Annotated in this window: 14 protein-coding genes and 1 rRNA gene; 4 read left to right on the top strand and 11 right to left on the bottom strand. The window is 35.5% G+C overall.

Annotated elements, in window-relative coordinates:
• The 3 genes from P9E47_RS17605 to P9E47_RS17595 all read right to left on the bottom strand — a co-directional run.
• Nucleotides 1-225: ribosomal RNA gene (locus P9E47_RS17605) — 16S ribosomal RNA — on the bottom strand; the annotation flags it as partial.
• A 356-nt stretch (nt 226-581) separates the two neighbouring features.
• On the bottom strand, nt 582-1,523 hold the full coding sequence (locus tag P9E47_RS17600; protein WP_326164167.1) for an anti sigma factor C-terminal domain-containing protein: 942 nt from the start codon (nt 1,521-1,523) through the stop codon (nt 582-584).
• The gene (locus P9E47_RS17595; RefSeq protein WP_003332706.1) at nt 1,516-2,022 is read right to left on the bottom strand and encodes an RNA polymerase sigma factor; all 507 of its coding nucleotides are present in this window, start codon (nt 2,020-2,022) and stop codon (nt 1,516-1,518) included. The genes P9E47_RS17600 and P9E47_RS17595 overlap by 8 nt, the downstream gene beginning before the upstream one ends.
• A gap of 151 nt (nt 2,023-2,173) precedes the next feature.
• On the opposite strand from P9E47_RS17595, the gene P9E47_RS17590 reads away from it, so the two are divergent.
• On the top strand, nt 2,174-2,857 hold the full coding sequence (locus P9E47_RS17590; protein ID WP_326164165.1) for a response regulator transcription factor: 684 nt from the start codon (nt 2,174-2,176) through the stop codon (nt 2,855-2,857).
• Complete coding sequence (locus P9E47_RS17585) at nt 2,854-4,557, top strand: sensor histidine kinase (RefSeq protein WP_326164163.1); 1,704 nt, start codon at nt 2,854-2,856, stop codon at nt 4,555-4,557. Before P9E47_RS17590 ends, P9E47_RS17585 begins: the two co-directional genes overlap by 4 nt.
• 181 nt (nt 4,558-4,738) lie before the next feature.
• On the opposite strand, the gene P9E47_RS17580 is transcribed toward P9E47_RS17585, so the two are convergent.
• Nucleotides 4,739-5,251: an endolytic transglycosylase MltG gene (locus P9E47_RS17580; RefSeq protein ID WP_003332709.1), complete on the bottom strand. Its 513-nt coding sequence runs from the start codon at nt 5,249-5,251 to the stop codon at nt 4,739-4,741.
• Entirely contained in the window at nt 5,244-5,432 is a 189-nt protein-coding gene (locus P9E47_RS17575; RefSeq protein WP_003332710.1) for a hypothetical protein, read from the bottom strand. The genes P9E47_RS17580 and P9E47_RS17575 overlap by 8 nt, the downstream gene beginning before the upstream one ends.
• A 322-nt stretch (nt 5,433-5,754) precedes the next feature.
• On the opposite strand from P9E47_RS17575, the gene ant(9) reads away from it, so the two are divergent.
• Nucleotides 5,755-6,555: an aminoglycoside nucleotidyltransferase ANT(9) gene (ant(9), locus tag P9E47_RS17570; RefSeq protein ID WP_081585739.1), complete on the top strand. Its 801-nt coding sequence runs from the start codon at nt 5,755-5,757 to the stop codon at nt 6,553-6,555.
• A gap of 111 nt (nt 6,556-6,666) precedes the next feature.
• Nucleotides 6,667-6,861, top strand: a complete 195-nt coding sequence (locus P9E47_RS17565; RefSeq protein ID WP_326164162.1) for a hypothetical protein — start codon at nt 6,667-6,669, stop codon at nt 6,859-6,861.
• Between the two features lie 136 nt (nt 6,862-6,997).
• Here the strand turns inward: P9E47_RS17565 and P9E47_RS22995 are convergent, their stop codons facing one another.
• The 6 genes from P9E47_RS22995 to tnpB form a co-directional block, all read right to left on the bottom strand.
• The gene (locus P9E47_RS22995; protein ID WP_407697194.1) at nt 6,998-7,123 is read right to left on the bottom strand and encodes a DUF4181 domain-containing protein; all 126 of its coding nucleotides are present in this window, start codon (nt 7,121-7,123) and stop codon (nt 6,998-7,000) included.
• Between the two features lie 136 nt (nt 7,124-7,259).
• Complete coding sequence (locus tag P9E47_RS17560) at nt 7,260-8,384, bottom strand: DUF4179 domain-containing protein (protein ID WP_326164160.1); 1,125 nt, start codon at nt 8,382-8,384, stop codon at nt 7,260-7,262.
• The gene (locus P9E47_RS17555) at nt 8,381-8,941 is read right to left on the bottom strand and encodes an RNA polymerase sigma factor (RefSeq protein WP_003332716.1); all 561 of its coding nucleotides are present in this window, start codon (nt 8,939-8,941) and stop codon (nt 8,381-8,383) included. Before P9E47_RS17555 ends, P9E47_RS17560 begins: the two co-directional genes overlap by 4 nt.
• Before the next feature lie 456 nt (nt 8,942-9,397).
• Nucleotides 9,398-9,706, bottom strand: coding sequence for a hypothetical protein (locus P9E47_RS17550; RefSeq protein WP_003332717.1), 309 nt, complete (start codon nt 9,704-9,706; stop codon nt 9,398-9,400).
• A gap of 25 nt (nt 9,707-9,731) precedes the next feature.
• On the bottom strand, nt 9,732-9,965 hold the full coding sequence (locus P9E47_RS17545) for a hypothetical protein (RefSeq protein ID WP_003332718.1): 234 nt from the start codon (nt 9,963-9,965) through the stop codon (nt 9,732-9,734).
• Between the two features lie 257 nt (nt 9,966-10,222).
• A complete protein-coding gene (gene tnpB / locus P9E47_RS17540) occupies nt 10,223-11,383 on the bottom strand; it encodes an IS200/IS605 family element RNA-guided endonuclease TnpB (RefSeq protein ID WP_326164159.1) in 1,161 nt (386 codons plus the stop codon).
• Between the last annotated feature and the right edge of the window lie 179 nt (nt 11,384-11,562).

Below are 11,562 nucleotides of genomic sequence, written 5' to 3'. Positions count from 1 at the left end.
TAGACTAAACCATCTTTTATCTTCGAACCATGAGGTTCGAAGAGTTATCCGGTATTAGCTCCGGTTTCCCGAAGTTATCCCAGTCTTACAGGCAGGTTGCCCACGTGTTACTCACCCGTCCGCCGCTGAATCTAAAGGAGTAAGCTCCTTTATCATCCGCTCGACTTGCATGTATTAGGCACGCCGCCAGCGTTCGTCCTGAGCCAGGATCAAACTCTCCGAAAAGTGTTTGATTGCTCAAAATTAATACTGACTTGATGTTGAACTCTAAGTTCAACTTTATTTGCACGCTTGACATTTTGTTTAGTTTTCAAAGACCATTTCGTTCGTCGTATTTCAGCGACAAGATTTATCTTACCATCTTAATTCGCAGAAGTCAACATCTTTTTTAAAAATAATTTTTAATGCCTTACTATCTTTCAGCGTTTTTAACGCAGGAAATTTATCGTACCAAAAATAAGACAACTATGCAAGAGTCTTTTTTATAAAACTAAAAAGTAAAAGCAAATCTTTCCTTAGATTAAAAAAGATTAAAAAGCTTGGCAAGTCGCCAAGCCAAGCTTTTCTGTATTTAATTTGTATTAATAATTATCAATAACCCCTCCTAGTGAGGAAGCTTTGATAATAGGATCTTTCATGATTTCCACAATCTCATCCTTCGTCCCATATACGACTACCCCTAATATTTCTACATCGTCTATATTAATGTTTTTCATAGTGTTGTAGGCTTGCTTGTGTTCACTGGAGATACTTGTTTTCAGTAACTTTAGGAACTTATCATATTCGTGTGCCAGATCTGTCGTTGGAGTATAAGTGTCTCTTACAGAAAAACCTAAAGCTTCATTCTCCCTAATAAATGTTACAGACCAATCGTGTTCCTGCGCCTCTTGTTGAAGTGTGTCTAATTGACTATTGCTATAGGTATTTACCCAAAACCAAGTCATTTGAGGTAGCTGCATAATGGGCAGTTCACTTTGTTTGTAGGGCTTATCAAAAGAGAGAGCTACTTCATATATTTTTTCCCCTTCCATACTTTGAATCAGTTCTTCATCATTTTTATATTTTTTATAAGCAACACTAGGGTGAAAAAACATCATTTCTCTCCAGCCATTTTCTTTATAGGAGAATTGCCAATCCTCTCCTGTGACTCCGATACTACCACCTGAGCCTCTTGAAACCAAAATAGACGGAATAAGACCGTATTGATTTTGCTTTTGTTCGACGACAAGGGATTTAATTTTCATGTCTTTTGATATTTTATAATTACTCATACCTCCTAAAAACCCCCGTGAATCCACGGTTTCACTGATATAGCCATTCGGAGTGGTTAGTCGGACATAGGCATCCCATTGCTTAAACGCCTTTTGGCTAAAGTATACAGAAATAGCGAAATTGGCTATGTTTAAAACAACAAAAACGAGTAAAGAAACGAAAACAATCGTTATTATTGACTTTATTTTTCCTTTTTTTATCGCCCTTTTTATCTTCTTCTCATCAAAAATATCTTCTGTGTGTTCATTCATGAAGATACCTCCACTTCTTTTGAAATTCTTTTCTTGCCCGATATAAATAGGTCCTAACGGTTTCTTCCTTCATTCCTACTAATAATGAGATCTCTTTATAACTAAGTTCAAATTCATATTTTAATATGAGAAGCTGTTTATAGACTTCTTGAATACGTTCCAAAGTAATGGCGATTTCATGATTCATTTCGATATTTAATACACTGGTTTCAGGATCTTGATCATTCGCAAAATTATTCCAGAAGCGATGGTCATCAACCGAAATCACTTGTTCTTTTCCTTTTTTCTTTAACATTTTTCTAAATTCATTCATAGAAATGGTGAAAATATAGGAAAGGACTTTATCCGAAGGAACACCACTACTATAAGCGATATATTTCGCATAACTTTCTTGAACAATATCTTCTGCGTCTTCATGGCTACATCCGTTCTTTTTTAAATAAAAATAAATCATTCTTGCTTGTTTTTTGTATAATTCCAACAAAAGCCGCGAATTCATAGCTCCCCCTTTCTAATGCCCTTCATTAATAAAGAGTCTTCTCCCTTAAAAAAGTGTACAACAAAATGGGACACAGGGCCGGGAACTGTGTCCCACAATTGGATACAAAAAGGATAGATTTGTATGCTAACCTGTACTTGGGGGTGAAAAGATGGTTTTCAAGCTTCTTTTAGTTGAAGATGATGCCGAGATAAGAGAAATCATTTCTGATTATTTTATCGGGAAAAGTAGTGGGACTTTGGCTATCGATTTTGCCGAGACAGGGGATGAAGGCCAACAAAAATGCATGGACAACGAATATGACTTGGTACTTCTAGATGTCATGCTACCCGAGGTTGACGGATTTACAATTTGTAGGGAGCTAAGAAAAACGAGCGATGTACCCATTATATTTATTACCGCAAGAGACACAGAGAGTGATCGATTACACGGATATCAGCTTGGATGCGATGACTATGTAACTAAACCTTTTTCGCTGGCTGAGCTTTTTGCAAAAGTAAAGGCTTTATTGAGGCGTTCAAAAGGTATGGTAAGAAATGAAATCATGACGGCTGGCACCATAAAGTTAGACCCCTATCGCTGTACAGTATTTGTAAATGATGAGGAAGTCATACTGGCACCGATAGAATTTGCTATTTTAAGAATACTGATGGAAAACTGCGGGAAAGTGGTGACACGGGACAGTCTACTATTAAGGGTTTGGGGATATGACTTTGATGGTAATGACAGAGTGATTGATAATCACGTTAAAAAACTGCGCAAATCCTTAGGCAACGCCTCTACCCAAATAAAAACTGTGTTTAAAAAAGGCTACAAACTGGAGGTGGAAGAATGAAAAAGACCAAAACAAAGCGCGTGCTCTATTTGCGTATCTTTAGTTCATTTTTGGCTACCTATCTAGTACTAATGATAGGATTCAGTGTATTTCTTATATCTCAGCAAAAGAAAGTTGAAGAAATGGAACTAAACACATACGCATTACAAATAAATAATAATGTTGAAAATATCCTAAAAGATTATATGGACAATAATAATCAGATTACGGACATTTCCAAAGTAAAAAGGGAATTTGCAGCTAACTTGCCTTTGTACACCCTTGAAGGGACTGAAATGGCCGTATTCACAGGAGATTACCAACTGCTTTTTAATACGAATGACTACTGGAGAATCAGCTATACAGAATACAAAGATGGTAACAAATATTATACAGGATATGGACTTTTAAATCCTAAAGATTGGTTTAGTGATAAAGAAATAAAAGAACTCCAAGGTTATTTATTTGCTGCTCCAAAGGTCGAAAAGGCAGGGGATTTATCGGGATATTCAGTTGATATAAAAGGCTTTTGGGTCGATAATGAAATGATTATTCCAGATAAAGTAACGGTTAATGCATTATATGCTCAAACATTAGATGAAAAAGGAAATGTAATTTCAAGTAGCGGCACACATACTGATGATATTGTCTACCTATCCAATTATAAAAATCCGGCGGGTTTACCGCACTTTGAATATGGTACCGTTCTTCCAGAGAATAATAATAGCAACGCCCAACCTGAAAAACAAAATGAACTACGACAAATGGTGACTAATCAAGAAAAATTAGAAGATGCTTTGCAACAAACAATGGGATCACAGATTCTTTCACAAAGAATAAATCTATTAAACTATCGTTATTACTGGCCACAGCCTTATCAGTCAACAATTTATGCGAAGGATAATCAGGGTTCATATAGTCATTTCTGGATGGTGGTTGGTCGTGACGTTAATCTGTGGGAACAAAGTTTTCCTACGCTAGCCTTTGTCTGGATTTCAAGCTTACTCACATTTATTATCGCAGCACTCATCCTTTCGAGACAAACTTATAAAACTTATAAGAAGCGGGAGGAACTTGAAAGGCAACATAAGGAAGTAACCAATGCTCTGGCCCATGACTTAAAAACTCCGTTGAGTATTATCTCCGGGTATGCCCAAAACCTACATGAAAATATTCATACAGAAAAAAGGGAGCATTACGTTGCCCATATCCAGTCAAATATAGACCGCATGGACAAAATTATTAGGCAGATGCTAGGGTTATCAAGATTAGAATCGGATTCTCTTGAAGTGAAATTTGATAAAGTGTCGCTCAAAGAGATGTGCAATGAGGTTATTCTTCGTTACAAACCGGTTTGTGATGAAAAATCGATAACAACTTGTCTGGAGGGAGATGCGGTTGTAATGGCTGATCGCTCTTTAATTGGAAGAGTGATAGATAACTTTTTCATCAATGCTATTGATCATATGCCTGAAGGTGGCAAAATTTGTATTGGGATCTCTGACAATACACTTGAAGTGTATAATAGTGGCAGCCACATACCTGAGGAGAAAATTAAAGAAATATGGCTTCCTTTCAAAAAAGGTGACATTTCACGTAGTAATACAAAAGGGACAGGTCTAGGATTAGCCATTTCACGTTCAATTCTAGAGTTACATAAATTCCCTTATGGTGCTAAAAATAGTGAAGATGGTGTAATATTCTGGTTCAAATTCAAGTGAGGTAATGGTCCCTACTTTAAGCAACCATATTCCGTAATGGGGTGCAATTCTGTAGCAGGAATTGTGCTCTTTCTTTAATATCAAAGTGCCATGCACTTGTCGCTCTTATATAGTAATAAATGCTACAGTTCTTTTGAAGAAGCGACTGTTCTTGTTGAACAATCGCTGGTAGATCAAATTATTATGCAACTCGATTTCTCGTTATAACGCTTATTATCTCATCATTGCTCATGGATGGGTTTAATTTATATTCGCCAATTTGTATATATTTAGCACCATTCTTTGATTCGAGCGTTTTAATGAACTCTCCTTGGTTTTTAATAAGGCCATTTTTCTTCAATTGAAAGGCTACATCACTACTTACCATACCTTCAGTAATAGTAAATAGTTTATCTTCGGGCTTACTTTCTTTTTTTTCTTGATTATCCTTAGAAACTTGTTTCTCCAACTCTTTGCCATTGTCCGTTACCATTCGAGTAGGTTCATGCTCAGACCCATCGTTTTCCTCTAATGTGCTATGATCACTTTGTTCCATTTTTACTAGTTCTTCTTTAGAAATGACGACTAAATTATTATCTTCTAGGTATGAAGTCACAGTTTCTTGGTCAAGGACAAAAATTGGCTTAAAAACTATTAAAATAACGGCTGTAAAAAAGAAACCGATTGCTAGTCCACGTGCAGTATGTTTATCCACGGATATTACTTCCTTTCTCCAAGGCCTTGATTTTATCTTTTAATTCTATAATTTCGCGCATAAGGTTAATATTCACATTAGAAACCTGTTTCGTAATCTCAGATTGATAGTCTTTTGCAAAAAAAGAATAAATAAACAAACTAACACTTGCCAGTAATAATAGTGTAATCAAAAGCGTCATATGGGGTCCCCCCCTCCTTTATTTTTCATACAGTATATTATAGTATCATATATTCATTAAAACTTCGCTATCATACGACATTTTTTGCATCGCATATTTTATCATACCATCTTTTCAATATTTTTTTATCAATCTTTTGACCCGAATTATAAAAATGCTCATGTGGTTTTGGAATAAAGATTGATCATTTATATTAAAGTTTGGTAAATTGTTCTGTAAAAAATATTTTTTTGTTCAGAATAGGCCATTTAATGGAATACCAATGAAACCAATATAAACGTACATTATGCGAACATAATCAGAGGAGAGGAGTTTGTAGATGATGAGAGATTTGAGTAACGAAAAAATACCAAAGCAAGCGATGCAAGCATTAAAAATCGTGGAGGAGTTGCTTGGAAGTTCGATAGTCGGGGTATATCTATTTGGTTCTGCAGTAAATGGTGGCTTACGCATTAACAGTGATGTAGATGTCTTAGTGGTCGTGAATCATAGTTTACCTGAAGTAACTCGAAAAAAACTAACAGACAGACTAATGCTTATATCTGGAAAGATAGGAAATACAGATTTTGTGAGACCACTTGAAGTCACGGTTATAAACCATAACGATGTTGTACCTTGGCTATATCCACCAAGAAATGAATTTACCTATGGTGAGTGGCTCAGGAGTGAGTTTGAGAAAGGACAAATCCAGGAACCAACCTATGACCCTGATTTGGCTATTGTTTTAGCACAAGCGAGAAAGAATAGCATTTCTCTATTTGGTCCTGATGCTTCATATATATTGGACCCCGTTCCGATGACAGATATTCGAAGAGCGATTAAGGACTCTTTGCCAGGGCTGATTGAGGGTATCAAAGGTGATGAGCGTAATGTAATTTTAACCCTGGCTCGAATGTGGCAGACAGTGTCTATCGGTGAAATTTCTCCAAAAGATGTGGCTGCAAAATGGGCATTACCTCGGTTGCCCAAAGAATATTCGACTTTACTCGACTTAGCTAGAAAAGCCTATCGAGGAGAGCATTTTGATAAGTGGGAAGGACTGGATTCCGAGTTGACAGCACTCGTTAATCATATGAAAAACTCTATAGAATCTTGTCTTAGCCAGACCCAGGAAAAGCAATAACAATACAATGGAAATTTTGTACACATTTTCTAAAACTATATATTATTAATGAGATATTGTAGAATCCTCAAACGGAAATATAGGGAAAGTTGTTTTAATGAACGCTCATTTATGGGACGCAATCAAAAAGAATATAAAGTAACTAGATTTTCATACTCCTTCCATCCAGCACTTCTTCAAATTATAGAAGAGACAATTAATGAATTCTTAAATTCTGAAGAAATTCAAAGTAAAATTGGTGAATATCCATATGAAATTATCATTAGAGGAAAAGACAAAAAAAATAATAAATTAGGATGCTTATAACTTTGCGAAAGGCTTTAAAAAAGCCGATACTTCCTTAGCAGGGAAAATCGGCTTTTTTCATGTCGAAATTTGCTTAGCGTATGTTTTCCGGTTTGTTGGTGGGCCCCCTAGAAAAAACAACAAAAATTTCATTCAATTACTTACTAAATAAGTCCAATTGAATGATTACGATGAGGGCAATGAGCCATAGAAGCATTTCAGCTATAGTAAGTATAGATTGTTTGGGATTATCGGAATATCTCCATTCAAAATAGGCTTGCACAACATAATCAATTACGGCAAAGATGATTTCGGAAGTTAGAAAAAAGTTATAGAGTAATTTTCGAAATATAGGAAGTAAAGACGACTTCTATATTATCATCTGTAATTACACCAGTAAGCACACCTTTCGCTTTTTTTCATTTGCTTTTAACCAATTCAATCTTTTTATTTACCTCATAAGTTTCTTCTGTTCTTTCTAGTGATCCACTGAGTACTACCTTATCGATTACTAAAAACAGTTTTTGGGGCTGTTCAAAATAGCTGGACTCAAATTGAGGAAGAACGTCCCCTGAGTCTGTTAAGGTTCCATCCCCGATTTGCTTATAAACCTTTCCGTTTTCATTTTCTAAATGATATGCATAATGAATACCTTCATTTATCTTTGTTTCAAGGTTTATACTCATTTCGGTCATCATCGGATACACTTTTGCATAATCTATCTTTAAATCCAAGCTTTGGGAACCAGCTTTTACTGAAAATTTGTCTCCTTTATACTCAATTGGTTTTGAATTTATATTGTTAGCATCCCTTTGAAAACTAACATCCCATTCGCCTAAAATGGTTTCAATTTTATCAGGTTTAGTTACGACTAGACTGTGGATGGAAAGATTAATTTTACTTGGAATGGATGTTGCTGGGTCTGAACCAACTATTTCAAGCCAACCAGTTAATCTATTATCATCAACACTTCTTAAAGAGATTTGACGTTGTCGCAATTTCACATCCTTCCTATCATTCATTCCAAAGAAAGTCTGGCTCCCGCCATCAGTGATCTTAAAATTAATTAGATTCACTTCATCAATAGTTGCTTTGCTTTGATCAAATTTTATATGGAAGAACACATAGGCTCTTTTTGAATCTGCAATTACATGATCAATTGTAAAAGTAATTCCTTGGTCCTCAGCAGATTTTGATACATCTTGAAGAAAACCATTATCAATAGCTTTTTCAACCCCATTGTCCATATCGACTTTCAAGAATTCCGATAATTGTGAGAGAACAGGAATTTTACCTACATAATTGGCAAATGAAGTAGATTGATTAACGCCGAACATAAATAAAGCACTGCAAGCTAATGCTGTTAATGTTGTAAAAATGGTTTTTTTAACCCAGCTATAAGAATGAACATTTGAAGGAGACTCTAAATTCATTGATTCAACAAGATCTGGCACCTGATTTGCAAAGTCGTATAACGATTCAGGTGCTTTAATTTCTTTAAATCCCTCTTTAATATTTTCGCTTAACTTAGATTCCATCATCATTCACCAGCCTTCGGGATATTATCTCGTCTTGTTAGCGTATGGTTGAGACATTCTCTAGCTTTATATAATCTCGATTTGATTGTACCCTCTTTTGTTTCTAACAATTTAGCTATCTCTTTGATTGTTAATTCTTGAAAGTAAAAAAGGGAAATGACCGTTCTATATTTCAAAGGAAGAGCCAAAACTGCCTCTGTTACGAAGGCGTTCCTCTCTTTATCTAGCAAATTGGTTAGCGGGGTTTCGTTGCTGCCGATTTGGATAACACTAGCCTCTATCGTTCGGTTCCATTCTTTTATGTTCTTTCTAGCTAAATCAATAGATCGTGAAGCGACGATAGTTAAGAACCAACTTCTAAATTTACGAATTTCTTTATTTGCCATAATGTTTTTATAAACCTCAATTAATGCATTTTGCACAGCATCTTCTGCATATTCTTTTGATTTTAATATAGTAAAAGAAATGGAGTATGCATCTTGTATGTATGGAGATACTAATTTACCAAAACTACTCTTTTGCCCCTTTTGGCATTGAATGATCAGTTCACGCTCAAGTTCCATAGAAACCACCTTTGATTATGAGGGTTATTACATATATTAGTCGAACTATTATCCAAAAAGGTTCGCTTTATTAACAAATAATGGATACTGGTTTTCGAAGCTGATTTGTTCCGAAAAAAGAAGGCTGGTATTCAGCAATTGTACGGAATTGTTGCGTGGGAAGAAAAATCATACTATAGCCTTGGTTTTTGCTATATGTTATTAAAAGTAACAGTATACACTTGGTCTTTGACGTAATTTTCCCCTTTCTTGGTTAAAGAAAAGCATCCCTTAATTAAGGAATGCACCGCGTAGTTTAAAGTGTAACACTGCACACACCGTATCACTTTCGTTATCCTTGTTATAACGATAATAACAAGGATACGATCTTTTGGAATAACTCTTCCGATTGAATTACTCAAGCAAGTTGTCCTAGCACAAGGGATGATGTCATTAATGAACATAACAAAATTATAATTATGGATTATACTTTTGTGGATTGCTGAAGAAATCCGCGTAATTATATCTTCCGATTAGGTCAAAGGATTTCTTAGCTTCATTAAATTCAAGCACAAATATTTCTCCATGCATACCAGAGTTTATATCCGACTTAACTATGGCGATCCTATTTTCACTAAGCTGCACAACTGCTTCCCCATTATTAACATCTAACGATGATGGAAAGTCAGGATAGTTAGATTGAAATGATGGAACCGGTTTTAACGCTATAATAATCAAGCAAATCAAAATACCAACCATTATTCTTTTAGTAGCTTGATCTGACATCAAAATCCCCCTTCAAATTCATATTTTATTTTTCTACATAATTTTTCCCTTTGCCCAATCTCCAACCTACAAATATTCCTACGAAAGCACCCATCACACTGTACCGAATGATAGAAATAATGTAATCATAAACGGGCACATACTCTGTTGTATAACCACCGTCAAAATGAATAACTACTTTGTAATCAACGAATAAGACTGATAAAGCAAAGGATATTAAAAATCCATAAACAGACCATTTTTGAATACTTTTTTCCATATTCTCTCCTCTTTTAAATACCTTTTCTATAGAACTTCCTTTTTCTTTCTCAAATTAATTCTAGCGCTGCATTAACTGCTTCAATCGCATGTATCACTGTTGTATCGATTGAACCCTCTCATGGCTAAAGCCACGAGATTCCTAAGTAAGGAAACCTATCGGTTTCTAATTGATTAGGCTACCTCCATCGTCCCGACGGTTGGTCGTACAAACGGTGTTTGACACCTCCGACAAGCTTTAACTTGGAATTAATTCTCCTAGACACCAATGAGTCGCAACGCTTCGTTTCGCAGATTGATAGAAGCGTTCAAATCACGATTTTGGTGATGTGTCCCACAACAAGGGCAGATCCATTCACGTAATGCAAGATTCTTTACAGCTTTATGTTGATGACCACAATTCGAACATAGTTGACTCGAAGCAAAGGTTTTCGCGACTGTTATCACTTGCTTTCCATACCATTTTGCTTTGTACTCCAACATTGTTCTAAATTGTGACCATGATACCTTACTAATTGCTTTGGCAAGATTGCCATTTTTGAGCATATTGCTTACAGACAAATCCTCAATCCCTATTATGTCGTGGCTTTTGACAATATGAGTTGAGATTTTATCTAGCATATCTTTTCTTGCATTCGTGATTTTTTCATGGATTTTCGCAACCTTTACACGTTGTTTTTGCCAATTTGACGAACCAATTTTTCGTCTAGAAAGAATACGCTGGGCGCTAGCTAATTTTTCTTCTAATGTACGGAAAAACTTTGGATTTTTGTATATTGTTCCATCAGAAAGGGTTGCAAAATCTTTAAGTCCTACATCAATCCCAACTGCTGAGCCTGTCTTATCTAATGATTGTACCTCCGTTTCAACAAGAATGGATACAAAGTATTTACCAGTCGCATTTCGCTTAATGGTGACATTCATAATATTGCCATCGACTTCTTTACTTTTAGCAAAACGCACAAGCCCGGGTTTGGTAAGTTTAAGATGCTGGTCGAAAACAGAAATATTACCATTCACATATTTTGTTGTATACGATTGAACAGGATTTTTTTTAGATTTAAAACGTGGTTCATTATTTTGTTTTTTATAGTATCTTGTATAGGCATCGTGAACAATTTCAACGGACTTTTGAAGAGCAACACTATCTACTTCTTTTAAAAAGGGATAATGTACTTTTAATTCGGGGAGGGCTTTTATAGATTTGTATTTATTGAAACAGTCACCCTTCCAATTATTTTGGGGAAGTTGACCATTCTGAACCATTTCATTCACGATATACCAGTACGCATCTTTCTGTTTTTGTCTTCCGACAAAGTAATTATAGATGAACCGACTGCAACCGATGGTTTTAGCAATTAAGATTTCTTGTTCTTTGGTAGGATAGATCCTAAATTTGTATGCTTTTTTCACCATCATTCTCTACTCACCTCACTTTCTGGTCTTGAGTCATTTATGACGATAACCTACTTACCACACCTGCTTTTATTACTGCATTCCCTTACGAATGTATGTTCCTGACCTTTGGATGTAGTATAACATATATCACGGATTTGTTCGAGATCATTATTTTAAAAATAGACTATTTTCCCTAAATG

The sequence above is a fragment of the Schinkia azotoformans genome (assembly GCF_035811335.1).
Taxonomy (GTDB): domain Bacteria; phylum Bacillota; class Bacilli; order Bacillales; family Bacillaceae_J; genus Schinkia; species Schinkia azotoformans.
Note: the sequence above shows the minus strand (reverse complement) of the source record. Positions and strands in the feature narration are given on the sequence as shown.